This is a genomic window from Pseudomonas sp. Irchel 3H3 (assembly GCF_900187635.1).
Lineage (GTDB): Bacteria > Pseudomonadota > Gammaproteobacteria > Pseudomonadales > Pseudomonadaceae > Aquipseudomonas.
Window position 1 is genome coordinate 100540 of record NZ_FYEC01000002.1, and the last position, 24623, is coordinate 125162.

18 protein-coding genes are annotated in these 24623 nt (G+C 60.8%); 9 read left to right on the forward strand and 9 right to left on the reverse strand.

Annotated elements, in window-relative coordinates; genetic code table 11:
* Positions 1 to 8 precede the first annotated feature (8 nt).
* The gene (locus tag CKW24_RS03480) at positions 9 to 7532 is read right to left on the reverse strand and encodes a type I polyketide synthase (protein WP_095165290.1); all 7524 of its coding nucleotides are present in this window, start codon (positions 7530 to 7532) and stop codon (positions 9 to 11) included.
* Positions 7533 to 8560: 1028 nt separating this feature from the next.
* Here CKW24_RS03480 and CKW24_RS03485 point away from each other — a divergent pair.
* Positions 8561 to 9673, forward strand: a complete 1113-nt coding sequence (locus tag CKW24_RS03485) for a right-handed parallel beta-helix repeat-containing protein (protein WP_095165292.1) — start codon at positions 8561 to 8563, stop codon at positions 9671 to 9673.
* A gap of 111 nt (positions 9674 to 9784) precedes the next feature.
* Here the strand turns inward: CKW24_RS03485 and CKW24_RS03490 are convergent, their stop codons facing one another.
* Entirely contained in the window at positions 9785 to 10270 is a 486-nt protein-coding gene (locus CKW24_RS03490; RefSeq protein WP_095165636.1) for a helix-turn-helix domain-containing protein, read from the reverse strand.
* A gap of 114 nt (positions 10271 to 10384) precedes the next feature.
* Here CKW24_RS03490 and fabF point away from each other — a divergent pair, with 114 nt between their 5' ends.
* The 4 genes from fabF (at position 10385) to tal (ending at position 14743) form a co-directional block, all read left to right on the forward strand.
* Positions 10385 to 11653, forward strand: a complete 1269-nt coding sequence (fabF, locus tag CKW24_RS03495; protein ID WP_095165293.1) for a beta-ketoacyl-ACP synthase II — start codon at positions 10385 to 10387, stop codon at positions 11651 to 11653.
* A gap of 414 nt (positions 11654 to 12067) precedes the next feature.
* Positions 12068 to 12529 (forward strand): hypothetical protein, encoded by a 462-nt coding sequence (locus CKW24_RS03500; protein ID WP_095165294.1) that lies wholly within the window; start codon positions 12068 to 12070, stop codon positions 12527 to 12529.
* A 108-nt stretch (positions 12530 to 12637) separates the two neighbouring features.
* Positions 12638 to 13639, forward strand: coding sequence for a tRNA dihydrouridine(20/20a) synthase DusA (gene dusA, locus CKW24_RS03505; protein ID WP_095165295.1), 1002 nt, complete (start codon positions 12638 to 12640; stop codon positions 13637 to 13639).
* A 177-nt stretch (positions 13640 to 13816) separates the two neighbouring features.
* Entirely contained in the window at positions 13817 to 14743 is a 927-nt protein-coding gene (gene tal / locus CKW24_RS03510) for a transaldolase (protein WP_095165296.1), read from the forward strand.
* A gap of 113 nt (positions 14744 to 14856) precedes the next feature.
* On the opposite strand, the gene rssC is transcribed toward tal, so the two are convergent.
* From rssC to CKW24_RS03525, 3 genes are all read right to left on the reverse strand, one after another.
* A complete protein-coding gene (gene rssC / locus CKW24_RS03515) occupies positions 14857 to 15339 on the reverse strand; it encodes an anti-sigma factor antagonist RssC (protein WP_093421055.1) in 483 nt (160 codons plus the stop codon).
* Positions 15336 to 16520, reverse strand: coding sequence for a two-component system response regulator RssB (gene rssB, locus CKW24_RS03520; RefSeq protein ID WP_095165297.1), 1185 nt, complete (start codon positions 16518 to 16520; stop codon positions 15336 to 15338). The genes rssC and rssB overlap by 4 nt, the downstream gene beginning before the upstream one ends.
* Positions 16521 to 16854: 334 nt before the next feature.
* On the reverse strand, positions 16855 to 17544 hold the full coding sequence (locus CKW24_RS03525; RefSeq protein ID WP_095165298.1) for a VacJ family lipoprotein: 690 nt from the start codon (positions 17542 to 17544) through the stop codon (positions 16855 to 16857).
* Between the two features lie 191 nt (positions 17545 to 17735).
* On the opposite strand from CKW24_RS03525, the gene CKW24_RS03530 reads away from it, so the two are divergent.
* The gene (locus tag CKW24_RS03530) at positions 17736 to 18356 is read left to right on the forward strand and encodes a phosphatase (protein ID WP_095165299.1); all 621 of its coding nucleotides are present in this window, start codon (positions 17736 to 17738) and stop codon (positions 18354 to 18356) included.
* A 123-nt stretch (positions 18357 to 18479) separates the two neighbouring features.
* A complete protein-coding gene (locus CKW24_RS03535) occupies positions 18480 to 18743 on the forward strand; it encodes a DUF4404 family protein (protein WP_095165300.1) in 264 nt (87 codons plus the stop codon).
* 93 nt (positions 18744 to 18836) lie between these two features.
* Here the strand turns inward: CKW24_RS03535 and queF are convergent, their stop codons facing one another.
* Both queF and CKW24_RS03545 read right to left on the reverse strand, forming a co-directional pair.
* Entirely contained in the window at positions 18837 to 19667 is an 831-nt protein-coding gene (queF, locus tag CKW24_RS03540) for an NADPH-dependent 7-cyano-7-deazaguanine reductase QueF (RefSeq protein ID WP_095165301.1), read from the reverse strand.
* 61 nt (positions 19668 to 19728) lie between these two features.
* Entirely contained in the window at positions 19729 to 20274 is a 546-nt protein-coding gene (locus CKW24_RS03545) for a plastocyanin/azurin family copper-binding protein (protein ID WP_095165302.1), read from the reverse strand.
* A 155-nt stretch (positions 20275 to 20429) separates the two neighbouring features.
* Between CKW24_RS03545 and CKW24_RS03550 the strand changes: the two genes are divergently transcribed.
* Together CKW24_RS03550 and CKW24_RS03555 are read left to right on the forward strand one after the other, a co-directional pair.
* Complete coding sequence (locus CKW24_RS03550) at positions 20430 to 21110, forward strand: heavy metal response regulator transcription factor (RefSeq protein ID WP_095165303.1); 681 nt, start codon at positions 20430 to 20432, stop codon at positions 21108 to 21110.
* Entirely contained in the window at positions 21110 to 22471 is a 1362-nt protein-coding gene (locus tag CKW24_RS03555) for a heavy metal sensor histidine kinase (protein WP_095165304.1), read from the forward strand. The genes CKW24_RS03550 and CKW24_RS03555 overlap by 1 nt, the downstream gene beginning before the upstream one ends.
* A 153-nt stretch (positions 22472 to 22624) precedes the next feature.
* Here CKW24_RS03555 and CKW24_RS03560 read toward each other — a convergent pair whose 3' ends face one another.
* Positions 22625 to 23869, reverse strand: a complete 1245-nt coding sequence (locus tag CKW24_RS03560) for a lipoprotein-releasing ABC transporter permease subunit (protein WP_095165306.1) — start codon at positions 23867 to 23869, stop codon at positions 22625 to 22627.
* Between the two features lie 63 nt (positions 23870 to 23932).
* Complete coding sequence (gene lolD / locus CKW24_RS03565) at positions 23933 to 24616, reverse strand: lipoprotein-releasing ABC transporter ATP-binding protein LolD (RefSeq protein ID WP_174244588.1); 684 nt, start codon at positions 24614 to 24616, stop codon at positions 23933 to 23935.
* Positions 24617 to 24623 lie beyond the last annotated feature (7 nt).

Here is a 24623-nt window from a genome sequence, read left to right on the forward strand (position 1 = left end):
ATCAAACATCACTCAATCAGACGGTTAGGTGCCGCAGCGCTGTCAGCCAGTTCGGCGTTCAGCTCGGCCATTTGCTCGCGGCTCAATTCACTGCCGTGGCGGGCCAATACGTTTTCCGCCAGGGCTGCAGGCGCTGTCGTTTCATTGGCCCCCGCTTCACCACGCAGCAGGTCAAGGATGCGCACGCTGAGCTTATCGATGCTGGAACTCTCGCTGAGTTCCATCACTGGCAGGCGAATGCCGAAGCGTTCTTCCAGCGCCACCACCAACTCGACACTCATCAGCGAGTCCAGGCCCAGCTCCTGCAGCGGACGCTGGGTATCCAGGCGCGCGGCCGGCAAGCGCAGAATCTCGCAGACTTCGTGCTTGAGCAGTTCGACGAAACGCTCCAGCAGTTGCTCGTCATCAAGCTCGGCGAGCATGCGTTGGATGTCCTCGGCGTCGTTCTCATCGTCCTGGTCACCGCCATGGGCACGAACCAGCTCGACGAAACGTGGGGTCGCAGCGCTCGGCAGGAAGCGCGACAGGGCTTTCCATTCCAGTTCCAGCACGCCGATCCCGTCGTCACCCTTGAGCAGCATCTGTTCCAGGTGCGCCAGCGCCACTTCGGCGCGCAGCGCAGCGCCACCCATGCGGCTTTGCAGTGCGTCCTTGATTTGCTCGTTGCGCGCCAGGAAGCCAACGTCGTCGATCGCGCCCCAGAGCACGGCGGTGGCGGCCAGGCCGTGACCTCGACGATGCCGAGCCAACGCTTCGAGCCAATAGTTGGCAGCCACGTAGTTGGCCTGGCCCGGGTTGCCGAACAGCGTCGTGGCCGAGGAGAACATCACGAAGAAGTCCAACGGCAACTCGCGGGTCAGCTCATGCAGGTATTGCGCGCCCTTGGCCTTGGGCTCCAGCACACGCTGCAGTTGTTCGGCATCCAGGTTGCGAATCAGACTGTCGTCGATCACTGTCGCTGCATGCACCAGGCCACGCAATGGATACGGGCTGGCGGCAATGCGTTCGAACACGCCGCGCACTTGCATCACATCGGTGATGTCGCAAGCCAGCGCCTGCACGTCGATGCCCTGCGCTTGCCAGGCCGCCAGGCACGGCTGCGCCTCGACACTGGCCGAGCCACGACGACCGAGCAGCACCAGGTGCCGCGCGCCCTTGTCCACCAGCCACTGCGCGGTGCGCAGGCCGAAGCCGCCCAGGCCGCCCGTGACCAGGTAGGTCGCCTCGGCACTGAGTTGCAACGACTGCACCGGCTGTTCGCGGGTTTCCACCAGGCGTTCGATCGGGTTGCCATAGGTCACCACGATCTTGCCGATCTGCCGCGCCTGCTGCATGTAGCGGAAGGCCTCGGTCACGTGGTTGGCGTCGAACTCGCGGAACGGCAGCGGGTGCAGGATGCCCTGCTCGAACAGCGCCATCATTTGCCCGAACAGGCGCCGGGTCAGGTCTGGACGCTCACTCATCAACTGGTCGGCGTCGATGCCGAAGTAGCTGATGTTGTTGCGGAACGGACGCAGGCCGATGCGGGTGTTCTGGTAGAAGTCGCGCTTGCCCAGTTCAAGGAAGCGGCCGAACGGCTTGAGCACCTGGAAGTTGCGGTTGATCGCTTCGCCAGCCAGGGAGTTGAGCACCACGTCGACGCCACGCCCATCGGTCAGGGCCAGCACTTCGTCGGCATAAGCCAGGGAGCGCGAATCAAAGACCTTGTCGACGCCCAGCAGACGCAGGAAGTCGCGCTTCTCGTCGCTGCCGGCGGTGGCATAGATCTCGGCACCACACCACTTGGCGATCTGGATCGCGGCAATCCCGACACCACCAGCGGCGCCGTGGATCAGCACCTTCTCGCCCGGTTCCAGGCGCGCCAGATGATGCAGCGCGTAGTACACGGTGAAGAAGGTACTTGGAATCGTCGCCGCGGCCTCGAAGGACATGCCTTCGGGGATGCGAGCCACCGCGTTGGCGTTGGTCACCAGGCGGTTGGCGAAACTGCGCGGGCCAAAACCCACCACGCGATCGCCCGGGGCGAAATCGCCGAACACGGCAGACCCTTTGCCGTGGACCACACCGGAAAATTCAAAGCCCATGGTCGGACCGGAGAAGCCATTTTCGATGGCCTCGTCGGACAGCAGGCCGAGGGCAAACATCACGTCACGGAAGTTCAGACCGGTGGCGCGTACTTCGATGTCCAGCTCGTCCGCCGCCGGCGCGGTCAGCTCACGGGCTTCCCAGCGCAGGTTGCGCAATTGCCCCGGCAGGTCGAAGCCCAGGCTGATGCGCGTGTTGCCGTCAGCGCTGGCACCGTTTTGTTCGTGCAGGACGCGCAAGCGCGGCACATAACGCTGGCCGGCGGCGCTGATCGCCACTTCGGTCTCGGCGTCGGCGTGCAACAGGGCCGCGACCAGGCTGGCGACAGGCGCGGCGAAAGCCAGGTCGAGTAGACGGATCCGGCAACCGGCAGACTCGTTCGCCAGGGTTCGGCCGAAGCCCCAGAACGCCGCATCGGCAATTGCATCGACATCGCTGCCTTGCTCGGCAGCGTACAGGTGACCGGCCGCGCCACGGGTCAGCAGCCAGCACTGTGGCGCGATACTCAGCGACTCGCAGGCCTGGACCAGCGCCGCCGCCAGCATGCAGCGCGCGCCCTGGCCATCGAGCCCTTGGTTGCTGTCAAAACCGGCCAGGTGCAACACGTGCTCTGGCGCTTGATCCAGCGCGCCGAGTTGTTGTGCCAGGGATTGCGCATCGCCAGGCTGCAACAGACTGACCTGCTGGCCTTGCTCACGCAGGGCCTGGGCCAGTTGCTCGGCAGCCGCCTGCCCGGATTCGGCCAGCAACGCCCAGCGTTGCACGGTGACCTCCGGCGAAGCGGCCGCTGCATTCACGCCATGAGCGGCCAACAGCAGATAACTGCCGCAGGCATTGCCCGGCAGCGCTTCCAGGGTGTGGCTGACGCTCAGGCCGTGACGCTGCAACTCATGCAGCCAGAACTGCGGCCGCTGTTGACGCGACAACGCCTGCTCAGGGCCTGCCAGCCACCAGTCGGCCTGGGCGCCAAACACGAAGTCGGCCCAGCGCGACGGGTGTTGCGCCAGCACGGCCAACTGCCCGTGCGGGTTGAGGTGACTGGCTGCCTGGCGCAGCGCTTCGCCAATGTTGTCCAGGGCCGCCAGATCGGTCGGCAACAGCACCCAGTCGTAACCAGCGGCGCTGCTCAGTTGTGCAAAATCAATGACCTGCAGTGCCGGGCAATCATCGCCGAGCATCTGCACCAGTTCTGGTTCCGCTACGCAGTAGCTGTAGTCGACGCGATCAAAATCGATCCCGGCGTACAGCGATTCAGCGAAAGATGGCCCGCCAAAACCAAACTCCAGCACCCGCAGGCGTTGCCCGGCCGGCAACGCGGCGAGACGCTGGGCCAGGGTTTCGCGCAGGCCGGCGAGTAGACGCTGCTGACCTGCGGCACCCAGCACCAGGCGCGACAGATTGGCGCCACTGGTTTCCCGTGGCAGCAACTGCTCCAGGGTTTGGCGAGCGTCGAGCAGGGACAGCAGGTGGCGACCGATCCGGCCTACCGAATGGATGATCTGGAAGTGCTCCGGATAGCTCTGGAACAACTCTTGCCAGATCGCCTCGGAAGCCGGACGCTCGCCCACCTCGGCGACACACCAGTTGCCGTCGGCATCGCAATTCAAGCTGCCGTCTTCCAGGCCCTGGCGCAGCAAGGTCGCCAGGTAATCGCTTGGCACACCGTCCTGTTGCGACCACAGCGCAACCTGCTCGGCGCTCAAGCGGCCGCCGGCTTGCTCGATCAGGTCCTGCACAAAACTCGCGCACAGGGCATCGAGCAACGGCTCGACTTCATTCAAATAACGCTGCTGCACCGGCTCATCGGCCAAGCCCTGCAGGTGTTCTACCAACGGCGTGGCGCTGCTGGCTGCACGCAGCACGGGCACTGCCTGACCTGGCGCGGCCAGGCCAACATGGGCCAGGCGCTTGATGTCATGGGAGCGGTCGCGTTGCAGGCGCACGCCACGGAAACGTGCGTCCTTGATGAACAGCACCGCTGCGCCGGTCGCGTCGTACAGGGTGAAATCCACCAGCAACGAATGCTCGGTACGCTTGAGCTGGCGCACTTGGGCCAGGCACGGCACGCCGCCGGCCTTGGCAAACGCGATGCGCCCGAGCTTGACCGGGATGAACGCCAGGCCCTTGTTGCTGCCCGGCTGGCCGACCAGCAATTCGGTGATTAACTGGAACGCGCCGTCGAGCAACGCCGGGTGCAGGTGCAGGGTCGCCAGCTCCTGGCTGATGGCCTCGGGAACGCTCAGTTGCGCGAGGATGTGGGCCGGTTCGACCCACACCGCCGCCACGGCCTGATAGGCCGGGCCATAGTTCAGGCCCACCGCACGGGTCAGCGCCAAATGCTGTTCGCCGGTGAAGTCGGCCGGGCGTTGCGGCAGTTCCGGTGCACGCGTGCCGAGCAAGACGCCACGGGCTTCGCCGGGCAGACGCGCGACCACGTGCTGGACCCACTCTTCACGTTGGGCCAGGCTGCGCGAGGTGATCCGCAAGGTGCCGTCGGCTTCCTCGATGTTGACGCGGATCTTCTTGCTGCCTTCGTTGCCGAGCAACAGCGGGTTGTGGATCTCCAGCTCTTCGATGTCGACAAACTCGCCCGGCTGGTGCAGCAAGGCCACCGCCAGCGCCAGCTCGGTGAAACCGGCGCCGGGGAACAGCACCGCTTCACCGACCTTGTGGTCAGCCAGGGTCGGGAACAGCTGCGTGTCGAGTCGGTTTTCCCAAGTCAAGGCACGATCGGCCAGCGGGTATCCGAGCAATGGGTGCACACGTTCGCGCGCCAGCACGCCGAACGACTCGGCGCTGACCGGCAGTTGAAAACGTTCGCGCTGCCAGGCGTAGTTGGGCAGGCGCAGGTTGCTGCCGGCCACCGGGAATTGTTGCTGCCAATCCGGCTCTGCGCCAGCAATCAACAGCCGCGCCATGCAACGCTCAAGCAGTGCTGGACTGTCGTCCTTGCGCAACAAGGTGGCGACCACCTGACCGGGCAGCTCGCGCTGGGTCAGGGCATCGCTGACGTAAGAGCGCAGGATCGGGTGCGGACCCACCTCGACGAACAGGTTGAAGCCCTGCCCCACCAGCTCGTCCATCGCCCCCTGGAACAGCACTGGGAAGCGAATGTTCTGCCACCAATAACGGCTGTCCAGACGTTGACCATCGAGCTCGCCACCGACCACCGTGGAATAGAACGGAATCTGCGCACTACGAGGACGGATATGCGCCAGATCGGCAATCACTTGCTGCTCGATCGGGTTCATCGCCGGGGAGTGGAAGGCGTAGTCCAGGTCCAGCAGACGGACAAACACCTGGCGCTCGGTCAGGGCCTGTTCAAGCTCGGTAAGAGCATCGACAGGGCCGGCCACCGTAGCGCCTCGCGCACTGTTTTCACCGGCCAGAACCACCCGATCGTCCAGCCCCAGTTCCACTAGCAACATCGCCGTGGCCTCGCCACTGAGACCGACGGCAGCCATTTTCCCGGTGCCGCGGGTCGTTCCCTGCAAACGGCTGCGATGGAAAATAACCTGGGTCGCGTCTTCCAGGCTCAGCGCGCCGCTGGCCCAGGCCGCGGCGACTTCGCCGACGCTGTGCCCGATCACCGCTGCCGGATGGAAACCCTGGGCTGCCAGTACACGCGTGACCGCTACTTGCAGGGCGAACAAGGCCGGCTGGGCGATCTCGGTGCGCGCATAACGCCCATCACCGTTTTCGCCCAGCAGTTCGGCGCGCAACGAATAGCCGGCCAGCGGCTGGAACAGCGCATCGACTTCAGCCACCGCGGCTTCGAACACCGGCTGGCCGAGCATCGCCCGGCCCATGCCTTGCCATTGCGATCCATTGCCGGAGTACACGAACACCGGGCCCTGAACCTTGTCCAGCGCCTGACCTACCTCAAGTACCGAGCTCAGCTCGCTGAGGCTCGGGTCCTGGGCATAGTCGGCCAGCGCCTGAGCAGCCTCGGCCGGGTCGGCAGCGATCAACAGCAAACGATGGGGATGGGCATCGCGCCGGAACAGGGCCTGGTAGGCGACATCGTAATAATTGCCCTGCGGGTGGGCGGCCAGGTACTCGGTAAAACCCTCGGCTGTGGCGCGCAGGCCTTCGGCATCCTTGGCGCTGAGCAGCAGCGGCACACGCCGGGTGTTGCCCGCCGTGGTGGACGCCGGCAGCGGCTCGGCACTTTGCAGGATCACGTGCGCGTTGGCGCCACCAAAACCGAACGAGTTGATGCCGACAGTCAGTTGCCCTTCAGCTTTCAGCGCACGGCTTTCGGTGACCACCTGCAGGTTCAGATCGGCAAACGGGATATTCGGGTTGAGCTCTTCAATGCCGATGGTGGCCGGCACTTCCCGCTCGATCAGGCAGTTGAGGGCCTTCATCAGGCCGGCAACGCCGGAGGCAGCCTCAAGGTGACCGAGGTTGCTCTTGATCGAACCGATCGGCAACGGGTTGCCGGCCTTCCGGGCCTGGCCCAGGGCCTCGCCGATGGCGCGGGTCTCGATCGGATCACCAACAGCCGTGCCAGTGCCATGGGCTTCCAGGTAGTCGAGCTGCGACGGATCGATCCCGGCCTTGGCGTAGGTGCGTTTGAGCAGCGCAGCCTGTGCATCGGCGCTCGGCAGGGTCAGGCTCGACTTGCGACCATCGGTGTTGACCGCACTGGCGGCGACCACCGCCAGAATCGGGTTGCCATCGGCCAGGGCCTGATCGTAATCCTTGAGCAGGAACAGACCACCGCCCTCGGAACGCGCATAACCGTCGCCGCGCTCATCGAACGCCTGGCAACGCCCAGTGCGCGAGAGCATCGAGGCCTTGGCGAAAATCATGAAGCCGAAGGGGTGCATGTGCAGGCTGATACCGCCCGTCACTGCCTGGTCGATATCACCACTGATGATCGCCTGGCAGGCCTGGTGGAAGGCCACCAGGGACGACGAACAGGCAGTATCGATGGCCATGCTCGGCCCGCGCAGGTCATAGAAGAAGGACAAGCGGTTGGCGGCAATGCTCATGGTATTGCCGGTGGCAGTGGCCGCATCGATCGAGGCCAGGTCTTCGACCAGGCGATAGGCCTGCTCGACGCCAGCAATGCCCAGGTACACCCCGCAATTGCTGCCACGCAGGCTCGACGGCTTGACGCCGGCGTTCTCGAAGGTTTCCCAGCACATCTCCAGCAACATCCGCTGCTGGGGGTCCATCACGGCTGCTTCACGCGGCGAGATATTAAAGAAGCCCGCGTCAAACGCACTGATGTCGCCCAACGACCCGGCGGCGAAGGTGTAGCTGGTGGCAGGATTGGCCTTGTCCGGGTGCAGGAACTCGGCATGGTCCCAGCGCGAGGCATCGACCTGGGTCACCAGGTCCTGCCCCGTCATCAGGTTCTGCCAGAAACTGCTGGTTGTGGAACCGGGGAAACGAAAAGAACAACCAACAATTGCTACCTGTCTACGCTTTGTCAAAACCCATTCCTTTAAAACGCTACCGGACACCGTCCCATCCTGCGGACAGCCGCATGCCTGGCCGATATATTTTTTGGCAAGTCGCTAAACGTCACCTGAGGAGAATCTTTTTTATCTGGAGGTTGCCTTGCATAGCACACCGGGGCGCAAGGCTGATGACCTGACAGTTACACACAGGAAATCTTCAGACATATTTGTGGGAATAATACGCGGTCTCGACGGCCAGGGAAAACCCTAAGCGACGGTTGCAGGGTTAAATGTTCGAATCGGTTCACATTAGGATGCCCCAGCAGTCGGCGCCAGATACTGCCAATAGGCCAGCCCCTCCTCAGCATTGGCCTATGCTGAGCGAAAAAAATGACTCAGCGCAGACGCTCAACTGGCAGATTTTACCAACAAGGAGGGAAGTCGATATGAACAAGGCGGACAAAGTCGCTGAAAACTGAAAATCTGCCCTCCTCGAATCGAAAGCCTAGCCACCAGCAAGGACACAGCGACCGATCACTGGCCAATCCAGATTAGCGACCGCCCCCGACAGAGAGAACTCTGGTTAGCCCCAGATCTCAGTATCCGACGCAACTCCACACCCGCCTTTGAGCGCACCCCAGCGGCGCCCCCTAAAAACTACGCCGGAGCTCAACTACTGATAAAAGCCCGTGATCGCACAAAAACGCTCGACGCTATTACACGCGCTCTCGCCAAAACGAGGACTGATCGAGACCCATCTACCGGATAAAAACTTCTACACGCAAAGTACAGATGAGCACATGGAGCCCTGATGACAAATGTAGTAGCTCTTTCCACCGGGACAAGCTGATCTGGCACTGATGGCTTGGAACAATGAAATTTTTTCATTGACTATTGAGGAAGGTTTGCGAGCTCAAGGCAGGCATGACGATAAAATTTTAGGGAGACACCTATACCCTCCCACGACACCGGCACGATCACTGCAGTGAATTTATGTGAGAATTGGAAGTCTATTGCGAACAACTGCCACCCTACCAAAATCCCGGGGTAAGATCACAACCATGAATAAAACAAAACACAGAGCAAAAATATTTATAAGCACCTCCTTTGTAACGCTCCTCACTAGCTGGCACCCACCATTGAGCGCCCAAGAGAATGCCGCGTGCAAAATTACAAACGCCAGCAACTTACGGGGCACCATAACTTTCGAGCCAAACTGCACCTACACACAACCCATCGTTATAAATGAATCCAACACTGAGATTAACTGCAGAGGGGCCACACTCGACGGACAACACAAACTAAAAATTGGCATCCGCATCGACAGTAAAGGAAAACCACTCAACAATGTCACAATTAAAAACTGCACGATAATAAACTTTGATTCCCTAGGAATCCTGGTCACCTCCGGAATACCAAACTACAAACGAACTGAAGATCGCCAAAAAAATTACGACATCACTCCCACCAACGTTACACTAAGCAACCTGAACGTAGAAAACAGTGGGCAGGTTGGCGTTTACCTCGACAGCTACGTCACCAATACTACACTTAAAAACTCAACGATCCTTAGATCCAAAGGAGTTGGAGTATATCTAGAGCAGAGCTCAAGAGACAACCAGATCACCAACAACATAATCCGCGAAAATGGCGAATGGAATGGACCAGGAAGTTACCAACGGGAAGGCTTAGCCATCGACTCGTCTGCACGAAACCTAATCGAAGGAAACGAGTTTATTAGAAACTCCGCAGGTGGTATTTATCTATACAAAAACTGCGGAGAGATGTTCAGTAAAGGAAAGTCAGTGCTACGCTGGCAATCCAGCAATGACAACACAATAAAAAACAACCGATTCACTGACGAAAAAACTGGAGTCTGGGTGGCCTCGCGCCAAAGTGCAAAATTGGCCGACTGCGGAGACCCCCCCCTAGACCCCGAAGGAAAATACTACCAAGATTACGCCGACCACAACACAATAGAAAACAACGTATTCTGTCGAAATAAAAATTACATCAAAGTAGAAGGAAACTACAACACAATAAAAAATAATCGCTCCGACGCCACCACCAAAAACCTCGTCAGCCAACCGATAACTATGAAAGAGCGGCTAACTGGAGTGCCAACCACTGGGAACCAAATATCTAACAACATCTATCAAAAATGCAGCGACTAGTTTCGACCTGCAATTAAACTCTTGAACTGCTCCAACAATGTTATCACTCACGACACCCCAAAAAAATCATCAACCGGAAGTCACCCTCTTCCATTTCCAACCCTAATCTACTTAGCCCTGCCGCCCCTTCATTCGCTGTCGCATGCGAGCACTTGCCACCGGCCCTGCCTGCACCATGCATTGCTCCAAAGCAACCAAATGACCATCAACAATATCTGCCATGGCTGGACGCACAAGGCGTCCAGTCTCACGCTCGACAATCTGCACGCTCTGTCCTTCCGGCGCATAGTGCGTATTACCCCATGCCACAAAAGCCATGAGCACCACACGAAAGTCCTCGCCCTTAGCGGTTGGCACGTATTCATAACGCAAAGGACGCTCACTGTAGGCGCGCCGTTCCAGCAACCCATCCTCGACCAACGAATTCAGGCGTCGGGTAAGCATGTTCGGCGCAATGTCCAGGCTGCGGGAAAACTCGTCGAATCGGCGCAACCCGTGCAAGGCGTCACGCATGATCAAGATACTCCACCACTCACCCACCCTTTCCAGGCTGCGGGCGATCGGGCATTCGGCGTGGGCCAGGGTTTTGCGTTGCATGGCGGATCCTCGGGTGATGCGCTCGGACATTTGTCGTACGGGCATGTTACTTTCATGATGATAGTTACGTCCACACATCACTATCCCCGACAAAGCTGAAGGAGCTGGACTGTCATGAGCAAACGCATTGTTGTCACAGGCATGGGCGCATTGACCCCGCTGGGCTGCGGAGTCGAACCGGTTTGGCAACGCCTGCTGGCGGGCGAATCCGGTATTCGTCGACTCCCGGAATCGCTGATTGGTGACCTGTCGATCAGCATCGGCGGCCAGGTTCCCGACCGGACGCAGGACCCTGAAGCCGGCTTCGACCCCGACCAACTGCTGGCGGCAAAAGAACAGCGCAAAATGGATCGCTTCATTCTGTTTGCCCTGGCCGCCGCCCATGAAGCCCTGGCACAAGCCGGTTGGGCGCCACAGACCGCGGAGCAACAGGAGCGCACGGCAACTATCATCGCCTCGGGCGTGGGTGGCTTTCCGGCGATCGCCGAGGCCGTACGCACCACGGATAGCAAGGGGCCGCGACGCCTGTCGCCATTCACCATCCCTTCCTTCCTTAGCAACATGGCCGCCGGCCACATCTCCATTCAACATGGGTTCAAGGGACCGCTGGGCGCCCCGGTAACGGCGTGCGCCGCTGGGGTTCAAGCCATTGGCGACGCCGCACGAATGATCCGCGCAGGCGAAGTGGACGTTGCCATTTGTGGCGGGGCCGAAGCGGCCATTCACCGGGTCAGCCTGGCTGGCTTTGCTGCGGCACGAGCGCTATCAAGCGATTTCAACGATACCCCCGAACAGGCCTCTCGCCCCTTCGATACGGCGCGCGACGGTTTTGTCATGGGCGAAGGCGCCGGCCTGCTGGTGATCGAAGAACTGGAGCACGCCCTGGCTCGTGGCGCCAAGCCAATCGCCGAACTGGTGGGCTACGGCACCAGCGCCGATGCCTACCACATGACCGCTGGCCCGGAAGACGGAGACGGCGCCCGCCGAGCCATGCAGCAAGCCCTGCGCCAGGCCGGCATACAAGCCTCCCAGGTCCAGCACTTGAACGCCCACGCTACCTCGACCCCGGTCGGCGACAAAGGTGAACTCGCGGCGATCAAGACGGTGTTCGGCACCCACAGCGGCCTGGCGATCAGCGCCACCAAATCCGCCACTGGCCACCTGTTGGGCGCTGCAGGCGGCATCGAGGCGATCTTCGCCATATTGGCCCTGCGCGACCAGGTGGCCCCGGCAACACTCAACTTGCACACTCCAGATAGCGCAGCCGAAGGCCTGGACCTGGTTTACGGTGAGGCCCGGCACATGCCGATGGAATACGCACTGTCCAACGGCTTCGGGTTTGGCGGGGTGAATGCCAGCGTGTTGTTTCGGCGCTGGGTTTAAGAGCGCAAACCGGATTCACCGAGGGTGACCATAGCGGTCGCCCTCGGCTTTTTCCGCCGGGAATTTTTCGCCTGAATCCTCTTGCCGAAAAAGTTGGCCTTCAATCCGGACGAACCCAACACGCACTACCCAGCGCCTGCGCCCCAAACCTGAAAAACAGGCCGAAACCATCGGCCCAGAGCCTTCAATCAAAAAATAATGAGTGATTTTTCGAGCACTAATGGTTAGTGTGCCCGCGAGTATGAGGCAATACGCCATCATTCTTTCTGCAGATTGTACGCCCGGAATCTCCGTTGAAAAACGTAAAGACCCTGGCCGCTGCCAGCATGCCGGCGGCCTTGCTTAATGCAGCCGGCATGTGCACGCAGCAGCAATTAGCAGCATCAAATTATTGACTGAACACTTGGGTGCAAAATGGCAGTAGCAGTATTTGAAGGTTTAATCGAAGAAACCGGTAACGGCGTGATCAGAAACGGCACCGTCACCGATTACGAGTACATCAAGATCGGCGGCAAACGAATCAGGCACATCCGCTGCCAGAACTATCTGGACAGCATGATCAAACCAGGCAACACCGTACGCCTTTCCTGCGTTAAATCGCTTGGCAAGCACACTGTGTATGCCGTCCAGGAAAGCAATGGCGAAGTGTCCAAGAACCCACTGTATTACGCCATGGTCAACTCCGGCGTGGTTGTGGTGTTCTGCGTGCTGGTGCTGTTTTTCCCAGCCATCGCCATGTACGTATCGGGCTACCAAGCCTCAGGACTTTTCACCTTCTTCGGGGTGACAGGCCTGCTCACCTGGTTCGGCTCCAAGGACCACTACCAAGCCCGCAACGCCCTGGATAATCTGCCGGCACCCGCAGTAGCCAGTTAAATGGTGTCAGGCGCCACGAGCCTCGTCCGGGCGCCTCGACGCAACCCCATCCCCTCCCCCATTCCTGATAAACTCCTCACCCGCCTCACCCTCCTGATTCAGATACCCATGCCTCATTCAACTGCATCAACTATCGCCCCAGCACTCTCTCGCCGGTTCTCCGTTGCACCCATGATGGATTGGACCGACCGCCACTGCCGGTTCTTCCTGCGCCTGCTCTCCAAACACGCCCTGCTTTACACCGAAATGGTCACCACCGGTGCGCTGCTCAACGGTGATCACGAGCGTTTCCTGCGGCACAACGAGGCTGAGCATCCGCTGGCGTTGCAGTTGGGCGGCAGTGTTGCGCTGGATCTGGCGGCCTGTGCGCGGATGGCGCAGGAGCATGGGTACGACGAGGTGAACCTCAATGTCGGCTGCCCGAGTGATCGGGTGCAGAACAATATGATTGGCGCATGCTTGATGGGGCATCCGCAGTTGGTGGCTGATTGCGTGAAGGCGATGCGCGATGCGGTGTCGATTCCGGTTACGGTCAAGCATCGGATCGGGATCAATGGGCGCGACAGTTACGCGCAGCTGTGTGATTTCGTCGGTACGGTGCGCGATGCCGGCTGCACCAGCTTTACCGTGCATGCGCGCATTGCGATTCTTGAAGGTTTGTCGCCTAAGGAGAACCGCGATATTCCGCCACTGCGTTATGACGTGGCGGCGCAGCTGAAGGCGGACTTCCCGGAGCTGGAGATCATTCTCAACGGCGGGATCAAGACGCTGGAGGCCTGCCATGAGCATTTGGCGACCTTTGACGGGGTAATGTTGGGCCGTGAGGCGTATCACAATCCTTATGTACTGGCTGAGGTGGATCAGCAGTTGTTTGGCAGCACCGCGCCGGTGATCAGCCGGGCCGAGGCGCTGGCGCAACTGCGTCCGTACATTGCCGCCCACCTTGAGGCTGGCGGCGCGATGCACCACATCACCCGGCATGTCCTGGGGCTCGGCACGGGCTTTCCTGGGGCGCGCAAGTTTCGCCAGTTGCTGTCGGTGGACATTCACAAGGCCAAGGACCCACTGGCCCTACTCGATCAGGCGGCTGCGTTGCTGGAAGGCCGCTAGCCGTCGCCGCGATTGAACCTGTGGGCGGTTTTGCCATCGTAGTTAGCGAATAGCGCCGGGCCTTTCAAACATCTGTTTTGCAGATGTTGCCGCCCAGGCCGTTGTTACGCATTTGTGCCCTTGAGTGGCTGCCAGCGCTCGGGTAATGTCAACAGACCCACAGGATAGAGCACACCCATGACTTCCAAGCTGGAACAACTTAAACGATTCACCACTGTCGTGGCCGATACTGGCGATTTCGAAGCAATCGCTCGCGTCAAACCAGTGGACGCTACCACCAACCCCTCGCTGCTGCTCAAGGCTGCGGCCATTCCTGCCTATGCCGAACTGCTCAACGCCAGCGTTACCGACTGCAAGGGCGACGTGGGCCTGGCCAGTGACCGTTTTGGGGTCGCAGTGGGCCAGGAGATCCTGAAAGTGATTCCGGGGCGCATTTCCACTGAAGTGGATGCGCGCCTGTCGTTCGATACCGATGCCATGCTCAAGCGTGCGCACCGCCTGATCGAACTCTACGACAAGGCCGGCATTGGCCGTGACCGTGTGCTGATCAAGATCGCCTCCACCTGGGAAGGCATCCGCGCCGCCGAACAGCTGGAGCGCGAAGGCATCCAGACCAACCTGACCCTGCTGTTCTCCTTCGCCCAGGCAGTGGCCTGCGCCGAAGCCGGGGTGTTCCTGATTTCGCCGTTCGTAGGGCGCATCTACGACTGGTACAAGAAGGCCAACGGTACCGACTACAGCGGCGCCGATGATCCCGGCGTGCAGTCGGTGACGCGCATCTACAACTACTACAAGGCCAATGACTACAAGACCGTGGTCATGGGTGCGAGCTTCCGCAACCTCAATCAGATCGAGCAACTGGCGGGCTGCGATCGCCTGACCATCAGCCCCGACCTGATCGAGAAGCTGGCGGCCGACACCGGCAAGCTGGAGCGCCAGCTGGCGCCAGGGCATGCCGGTGAAGCACGCCAGAGCCTGAACGAAGCACAGTTCCGCTGGGCATCCAACGAGGATGCGATGGCCACCGAGAAGCTGGCCGAAGGCATTCGGCAGTTTGCCCGCGACCAGGAGAAGCTGGAGGCGTTGCTGCAGGCCAAGTTGTAAGGTTACAGCGCAATGCAAAAAGGGCGAACCCTGCTGGGTCCGCCCTTTTTTGTGTGCCTGGTTTGACGCAGTGTTTTACCTTCGCCAGCGCCTACGAGGGATTGCAGGGGCTATCAGTGCCGCTCGAGGGCGTTCACCAGGTCATGGAACGCTTCGCGGTTGGAATCGTTGAGCCCCATGAGGATCTTGTGCGCTTCCAGCACCTTGATCCGCACCACCTCTTCGGACTGGTCCTGGTCAGGCAGGTCGGTCAGGCACTCCGGGCACGGCACCGGGCGGTCAACGATGTTGAACACCTGCTCGAAACCCATGGACTCCAACAGTCGGGTGATGTCTTCGTGGGTGGTGACGACGGTCGGCAGCAGGCCGACCTTTTGCCGCGACATGATCGACAGCTTGGCCAGCAGGCCCAGGGTGGTGCTGTCGATGCTGCGGGCTTCGGTCAGGTCGATCACGATTGCGTTGAAATTCAACGCGGTGAAGATCCGCTCGATAGTCGCATCCAACGCCGAACACAGGGTCAGGCGAACCTCACCGACGAACTTCAGGACAAAGGTGCCATCCTGCTCGGCGAACTGGATTCTACCGGTACTCATTGAAGATTCCTGCTCAACACTAACAGGGCGATATCATCCGGCATCTCCCCTAGCGTGGCCAATCCAAAAACCTGCCGCAGACCATCCAGGCTGCCGCCCGCCGATCTTACCCGTTGCGGTAAGGCGGCCTCTTTTTCTTTGAGTGTCGGTTCTGGCAAAAGGTCCAGAATGCCATCGGACATCAGCGTCAGGCTGAACACCGGCGGCAGTTCGATGACGTGGTCTTCGTAGGTGGCTTCATTGAACAAGCCCACCGGCAGACCGCGGCCTTCGAGGTATCCCACACTGTCTGGCGTGTACAACACTGGCAACGGCAGGTGTCCGCCGATGCTATAGGTCAACAAACCGGTCTCCTCGTCGATGACTCCACCGACCATCGTGACATGTTTGCCCAGCTTACAGCTGATCAGGCCCCGGTTGATATGGCCGAGCACCTCTGAAGGGGTGAATTCCGGCAAGGTGCCGTTGCGCTTGGATTCGAACAGCAGGCGCGTGGTCATGAACTTCAGCAGCACGGTGACGAAGGCCGAAGACGCGCCATGCCCGGAAACATCCGCCAGGTAGAACGCGACCCGGCGTTCGTCGACCCGAAAATAGTCGACAAAATCACCCGACAGGTACAACGACGGGATGATCTGGTGGGCGAACTTGAACTCGTCGATGGCCCAGGGGCTCACCGGCAACATGTTCATCTGCACCTGGCGACCGGCGTTCTGGTCTTCCTGCAGCAGGTTCAGGCTGGCTTCGAGCTCACGGTTGGCGGTTTCAAGCTTGGTCCGGTAACGCTGGTTCTCCAGGAGCAGGCGCGCACGATCCAGGGCCCGGCGCACGGAGTGCTCGAGCACGGCCAGGTCTTCCAGCGGCTTGATCAGGTAGTCCGCCGCGCCCAGGCGCAAGGCTTCGACCGCGTCGTTCATCACGCCGGCACCGGACACCACGATCACCGGCGTTTGCGGCGACAGGTCAGTCACCTGGCGAATGAGTTCGAGCCCGCCCATCTGCGGCATGCGCAGATCGCAGATCACGAGATCGGGGTGGCTTTGCTCGAATACCGCTAGCCCTTGCAGTCCATTGCTGGCCTGCAGGACGCTGAACCCACTGTCTTCCAAATAGGCCGCGAGACTCGCGCGCACTACTTCGTCGTCATCGATTATCAGCAGCGTGGCACTGGTTTTTTGCATGTGGGCAAACGGCGCCAGAATTAGGTTGGCGTAGCTGGCGGGGTGATTAGCCCGGCACACACTACTGGATTCGCTTTCTAGCCTCTCTGCTGCACTGCTTTCGAGCATTTGCCCGACACACATGTTCATCAGAGGTGCCCTTCTAAGGCGCAGACGGTACTCCCATCCGCGAGGCGTTTCAAGCTCACGCCGATGGTCATCAGGCGTCTTTACCCTGCAAATCACCGGGAGTTATAAGAACCGCAAAATTTGCAACAAAATGCAAGGTTGGAACGCCAGCTATAAAACGAAGAAGGCGGCCCGTGGGCCGCCTTCCTGTTATTGAAGCGCCGACTCAGAAGTCGTCTTCAACCTGGCCATCCTTGACCTTGAATTCGCGGTTCTGCAAGTAGGCGTTGCGGATGAAGACGTACTTGTCGCCATTGATCAGCTTCTCGGCCGACAACAGGCTGGCACGGGTATCGATCACATCCATGCCGAGCGCCATGTTGCGCGCTGGAATGTCGTGCATGTAGCGGTAGGGTTCGGCATAGCTGTCGACGTACTTGGACGGCGCGTCACGCAGGGTGCTCGGGCCGAGGAACGGCAGCATCACGTAAGGGCCGCTGGGCATGCCCCAGTAGCCAAGCGTCTGGCCGAAGTCTTCGTCATTGCGGTGCAGGCCCATCTTGGTGCCCACATCGAAGAACCCGGCCAGGCCCAGGGTGGTGTTCATCAACAAGCGTGCAGTGTCGACGCCCGCCGCATGGGGCTTGACCTGCAGGATGTCGTTGGCCAGGTTGCCGACGTCACCGATGTTGCGAAACATGTTGTGAATGCCGTCTTCGAGGAACTGCGGCGTGACGAACTGATAGCCCTGGGCCAGAGGCTTGAGGGCGTAGGTGTCCAGCACGTCGTTGAAGGTGTAGATCGGGCGGTTGATGCTTTCCCAGGGATCTTCTTCGGTGGCCGCCTGGGCAGCGAACGGAACCAACAGGACGCCGGCAAATAGACTTAGTCGAGCCAGGCAATTGCTCCAGCGCATAGCAGAAACTCCTTGGATTGTACTGGCGCGGATCGCGAAACCCGCGCGGTAAGCTGGCTAGTATAAGACGGATGCCGGCTTTCAGGGAAACGCCCTACGACACCTTGCATGTTTCCCCGGCCCGTCAAGAGAATGTCACTTAACTGTCACGAGGCAGGCCTACCCTCTCTGATTATTTCAGGGATGTTGAAATGCCCCAACCTCAGGTACACCCCCAAGCCCTCCCCCAACCCACCGCCGTGCTTTTTGGCCTGAGTGGCTGCCTGGTGGATTTCGGCGCGCAAACCCGACTCTACGGCAGCGGCTGTGCCCCACATGGCCAATTCACCCCGGGGGCCGAGCAAGCCTTGCTGTCGTTGCGGCTGCAAGGCATTCCCTGCGCCTGGCTGGATGAGTTACCTGCCAACCAGAGCCAGTCGCTGGCGACCGAACTACCCGACTGGATCAGCGCCAGCCCACGCCCCCCGAGCGTCCGCCCATGGCCAGCTCCCGATGCTTGCTGGTCATCGTTGATGGCGCTGAACATCCATCGCCTGGACGGTTGCGTGCTGGTCAGCGGAGAGCCGCGCTTGCTGCAATCGGGCCTCAATGCCGGGCTGTGGACCATTGGCCTGGCGTCCTGTGGCTCGCTCTGTGGCCTGGCACCCAAGGAATGGCAAGCCCTGAGCCGACAGGAGCGCGAACTCATGCGCGGTAAAGCGACCTTGCAATTGTTTGGCCTGGGGGTGCATTCGGTGATCGATCACCTCGGCGATCTCGACACCTGCCTGTCGGATATCGGCCTGCGCCGGCGCAAGGGCGAGAAACCCTGATCGATCATTCTTGATCAAGATCATGCACTTCGCTCGCCAGTGGATTAATCTACAGGTCAGACGTAGACCTTTGGATCACTGCTGCGGTCTATGCCAGTGCCTATAGATAAAAGGAAAGTAGCCATGCCTGCCCGCGAACTGCAAGAACAGCTCAATACCCTGCGCGAGCAACTGGAGCAGAACCCGCCGCTCTCGCAGGAAGAACGTGACCACCTGCTGGACCTGATGACGCAGATCGAAGCACAGCTGCAACTGGAAACCGCCACTAACGACAGCAGCCTGGCCGATGGCGTCAACCTGGCCGTAGAACGCTTCGAACTCGACCACCCGGCGCTGGCCGCCACCTTGCGTAATATTGTGCAGACCCTGGGCAACATCGGGATCTGATCCACACGAATACCAAAAAGCCCCGCTGGCGACAGCGGGGCTTTTTCGTTTCCTGACCGGCAAAAAAATCCCGGAATTTCGCGCTGCCCGCGCTTACTGGCGAACCAGGCGATGGTTGGGCAACTGCACTTCTTCGGTGCTGCGGTACGGGTTGATGTCCAGCCCGCCACGGCGCACATAACGGGCGTAGACGGTGAGTTTTTCCGGCTTCAGCAAGCGCTGCAGGTCGAGGAAGATCCGCTCCACGCACTGTTCGTGGAAGTCCGAGTGCTGGCGGAAGCTGACCAGATACCTCAACAGGCTGGCGTGATCCAGCGCCGCGCCACGGTACTCCACCGCCACGCTGCCCCAGTCCGGCTGGCTGGTGACCGGGCAGTTGGATTTGAGCAGATGGCTGTGCACGCTCTCCTCGACGACGCGCGACTCATCACAACGCAGCAGCTCCGGACGCGGGTGCTCGTAGTTGCTGACGCTGATGTCAAGGTCGTCGATGCACACACCCGGCAGGGCCACCACACCTTCAGCCTGCACTTCGTTCAAGCTACGAATGCGCACGCCCACCGGCTTGCCCGCTGCCGTCGAGAGATCCTTGGCCAGGGTAGCTTGCAGGGTCTGGGTGTCGGCGAACGGTGTCTGGTTCAGTGAGTTCAGGTACAGCTTGAACGACTTCGATTCAATGATGTTCGGCGAGTCCGCCGGGATGCTGAACTCACCGATGGCCACCACCGGCTTGCCCGACGGCAGCAGCCAGGACAGTTCGAAGCAGTTCCAGAAGTCCACGCCCTTGTACGGCAAGGTATCGGCCGTCAGCCCCAGCTCGGCCCATTTGGCGGTGCGCGGGATCGGGAACAACAAAGACGGCGTGTACGTGGCGATGTATTCGCTGGATTTGCCCAGCGGCGAGTGTTCGGCTGCGGGATGCATGGCGGAAACCTGACTGAAGAATCAGCCGATTCTACCAGCCTTTGCTCCCGCCTTTGAGTGCTTACTGACTGACCGTCAGTTTGCCGACCATGCCCGCCTGATAGTGACCCGGGATGTTGCAGGCGAATTCCAGGTTGCTGGCCTGCTTGAAGGTCCAGGTCAGTTCGGCGGTTTTGCCCGGCTCCACCAGCACGCTGTTGGGGTCATCGTGCTGCATCGCCCCATGGTCCATGCCTGCCATCGAGCCGTGGCCCATGGCCGCGTGATCCATCGCCGGCGCTTTCATTGCGGTCGGGGTGAGCTGGCCGCTTTGCTGCATCTTGAGCATTTCGGCCTGGTGCTGGCTGTGCATCGCCACGTCGCCCAGGTTGAATTCGTGGAGCAATTGGCCTTTATTGATCAACACAAAACGCACGGTCTCACCGGCCTTGATCTGCAAGGCCTTGGGATTGAACGTCATATCGCCCATGACAATTTCCACCGTGCGCGTCGCCTTGGCCGCCGGGGCAGGCGCACCAAAGGTGTAGGACTGCGCCGGTGCGGCCAGTAGCGGAGAACTCAATGCCAACAAGCAGCCGGCCAGCACCCAGGATTTAGCGAAATACATGATCACACTCCAACAAGATAAGGTTCAGCTTGTGGGAAACTCTAAGGGTGTGCCGCTGCCAGGTAGCTGACGAGTAGATTACAACTTTGTCAGGTTGAGCTGGCTGCGCGCCCGCCACGGTATAACGCTTGTGTCCCATCCACCCTGAGTCGCCCATGAAACTGCTGATCGTCGAAGACCAACCGAAAACCGGCCACTACCTGCGCCAAGGCCTGACCGAGGCCGGGTTCAACGCTGAACTGGTGGCCGACGGCATCACGGGCCAGCAACTGGCGTTGAGCGGGGATTATGGGCTGCTGATTCTCGATGTGATGCTCCCTGGCCGCGACGGCTGGCAGATCCTGCAAGCGGTGCGCGGCGCCGGCCTGGACGTGCCGGTGCTGTTCCTCACAGCCCGGGATGCGGTACAGGACCGGGTGCATGGCCTGGAACTGGGGGCCGATGATTACCTGGTAAAGCCCTTCGCCTTTTCCGAACTGCTGGCCCGGGTGCGCAGCCTGTTGCGCCGTGGCAGTGCGGCCCCGCAGGAAACCAGCCTGCAACTGGCGGATCTGCGCCTGGACCTGATCCGCCGCCGGGTCGAACGCAACGGGCAGCGGCTGGACCTGACCGCGAAGGAGTTCGCCCTGCTGGAAATGCTCCTGCGCCGCCAGGGCGAAGTGCTGCCCAAATCGTTGATCGCCTCCCAGGTCTGGGACATGAATTTCGACAGCGACACCAACGTCATCGAAGTGGCGATCCGTCGTTTGCGCCTGAAAATCGACGATGACTTCCCCAACAAACTGATTCATACCGTACGCGGCATGGGGTATGTGCTTGAAGAGCGTCCAAGCTGATGCCCCGCTTGTCTTTGAGCAGTCGCCTGGCGTTGCTGTTTGCGGCGTGCACCGCGGTGGTCTCGCTGATTGCCGGCGTGCTGTTCAGTCGCGCCAGCGAGACCCACTTCATTGAGCTGGACCAACAACTGCTGGACGGCAAGCTGGTGGCCCTGCGCAGCGCCCTGCAAGGCGCCGACGACCCAGCGCTGTTCGTCCAGCGCAAAGCCCGCCTGCAGGAAGAAATGAGCCATCAGACTGACCTCGCACTGCGCGTACGCGGTGCCGATGGCCACGTGTGGTTCGACAGCGCGCCCAGTTTGCCTGGCGACCTGCCCACCCTGCCCGGCCTGTCTAGCCTGCACAGCGCCGGCACCGCCTATCGGGTCTACAGCGCGCCACTGGAGCCAGGCAGAACCGATGGGGCGCAACTGACCCTGGTGCTCGACATCACCCACCATCAGCACTTTTTGCAGCGCATGCAGCATTTGATCTGGCTGACGGTCGGGCTCTCGGCGCTGGCCACGGCCTTGCTCGGGGCCTGGGCGGCGCGCAGTGGCTTGCGCCCGTTACGGCGCATGAGCGAAGTGGCCGCCGGGGTGTCCGCCAGCTCCCTGACCCAACGCCTGTCACACGCGCAGATGCCGGCCGAGTTGGCCGAACTGGCCCACGCATTCAACGCCATGCTCGGACGCCTCGACGATTCATTCCAGCGGCTGTCGGCGTTTTCCGCCGACATCGCCCACGAACTGCGCACGCCGCTGTCGAACCTGCTGACCCACACCCAGGTTACCTTGACCCGTCCACGGGACCTTGAGGACTACCGCGAAGCCTTGCACAGCAACCTCGAGGAACTGCAATGGATGGCGCAACTGGTCAACGACATGCTCTATCTGGCCAAGGCTGACCACGGTTTATTGATGCCTCGGCGTGAGCCGCTGCAACTGGCGCAAGAGGCGGATGCGCTGCTGGAGTTTTATGCGCCCCTGGCTGAAGACGCACAAATCCGCCTGACCCGCCAGGGCGAAGCCGCCATCAGCGGCGACCGCAGCATGCTGCGCCGGGCCCTGTCCAACCTGCTGGACAACGCCCTGCGTTTTACTCCAGCGCAGGGTGAGGTTCAGGTGCAGATAGTGGACTCGGCGCAGGGATTGCACCTGAGCATCGCCAACACCGGCGAAGGCATTCCCCCCGCCTTGTTACCGCGCCTGTTCGACCGTTTTTATCGGGCCGATCCGGCGCGCCGTGAAGGCAGCAGTGAACATGCGGGATTGGGCCTGGCGATTACCCAGTCAATCATCCGCGCCCATGGCGGGACCATTCGTTGCGAATCGGCCCAGGGCTGGACGCGCTTTGTGATCGAACTGCCCAAAGGCAATTGAGCCCGCGCGGGCAACCTGTGGGAGAGAGGCCACCGCGCTCATCCTGAGGCTGAGCGTTATCGTTGACGTCCATCGCGAGCAAGCCGCAAGCGGGCGCTCGCCCCTACAATGTCTTCGGTAAACCCAGGGGCTGTGGCACCCCACGGATCGTAGTCAGGAGTAACGCAAGGCGTGCGCTGGTTCGATCTTCGCGGCGCGCCAGGCCGGGTAGACGGTGGCCAGGAAGCTCAGGATAAACCCGGCCGAGCAGATCAACAGCACATCGGCGCCCTGCAACTCCGACGGCAGGTTGCTGACGAAGTACACGTCGGAACTGAAGATGTGCTGGCCGCTGACGCGCTCCACCCAGCCCACCAGCGCACTGACATTCAGCGCCGCGATCACGCCAAGCACACCGCCAATCAGGGTGCCGACAATACCGATCACCGTACCCTGGACCATGAAGATCGCCATGATCTGCCGTGGCGTAGCGCCAATGGTACGCAGGATCGCGATGTCGGCACCCTTGTCGTTCACCACCATGATCAGGGTCGCGATGATGTTGAACGCCGCCACCGCGACGATCATCAGCAGCAACAGGCCGATCATGGTTTTTTCCATTTTCATGGCACTGAACAGGCTGCCCTGGGTGTGAGTCCAGTCATCGGCCTTGTATCCAGCCCCCAGGTTGCCAGCAATCGCCGCCGACACCTGAGGCGCGGCGTACAGGTCCTTCACCGCCAGGCGCACGCTTTGCACCTGGTTGGGCGCCCAACGCTGCATTTGCGCAGCGTCGGCGACATGGATCAGGGCCATCGAACCATCAAGCTCAGCACCGACCTTGAACACCCCCACCACATTCAGGCGCTGCATACGCGGGGTGATGCCCCCCGGTGCACTGCTGATTTCCGGCACGATCAGGGTGAGCTTGTCGCCGACATTCAAGCGAAAACGCCGCGCGGTGATTTCGCCGACCACCACCCCGAACTCACCTGGCTTCAAGTCATCGAGGCGCCCTTGCACGATGTGCTGGGTGACAATCGACACCTTGCCTTCCTGGGCCGGGTCGATGCCGCTGATCTGGATCGGTTGCATCGAACCCTTGTAGGAGAGCATGCCTTCCATCTCGGTGAAGGGCACTGCGGCGGTCACTGCCGGATTTTTCAGCGCGGCGGCAGCCACCGGCGCCCAATCGTCGATCGGCTTGACGCCGACGATGGTCGCGTGAGGCACCATGCCGAGAATGCGCGAGCTCATTTCGCGCTGGAAACCGTTCATCACCGACAGCACCACGATCATCGCCAACACGCCCAGGGCGAGGCCGATCATCGAGGTCATCGAGATAAACGAAACAAAGCGATTGCGGCGCTTGGCGCGGGTATAGCGCATGCCGATAAAGATCGATAACGGTCTGAACATTCGCTGGGGCACCGTATAAAAATAAAAGACCCGGCGCCTGTTCAGGCACCGGGTTGCAAAGCATCAGATGGGCGTCAAGCGACCTTCCTGCAAGTGCAGAACGCGATCCATCTGCCGTGCCAGATTCATGTCGTGGGTCACCACCAGAAACGCCGTGCGCATCGAGGTGCTGAGTTCCAGCATCAGGTCCTGGATACCTTGCGCGGTATGCGAGTCGAGGTTGCCGGTTGGCTCGTCGAGCATCACCAGCCCTGGGTTGTTCACCAGCGCACGGGCGATGGCCACGCGCTGGCGCTCGCCACCGGACAGTTCGGCCGGCTTGTGCTCCAGGCGATGCCCCAGGCCGACCCGCTCCAGCAAGGCGGTCGCGCGCTGGCGGGCCTCGGGGATCGCGGTCTTGCCGATCAACAACGGCATGCAGACGTTTTCCAGGGCGGTGAACTCAGGCAACAGGTGATGGAACTGATAAACGAAGCCCAACGAACGGTTGCGCAGCAAGCCACGGTTCTTTTCATTGAGTGCCGACAGCTCTTCACCGGCCAGCCAGACGCTGCCCTGGGTCGGTGTATCGAGCCCGCCCAGCAGGTTGAGCAAGGTACTCTTGCCCGATCCCGAAGTCCCGACGATCGCCACGCGCTCACCCGGGTGCAACTCCAGCTGCAGACCGGCCAGCACTTCCACCGACTCCGGGCCTTCCTCGTAGGATTTGCCCAGGTTGCGGCAACTCAAGATTGCTTTTTCGCTCATGCCCAAC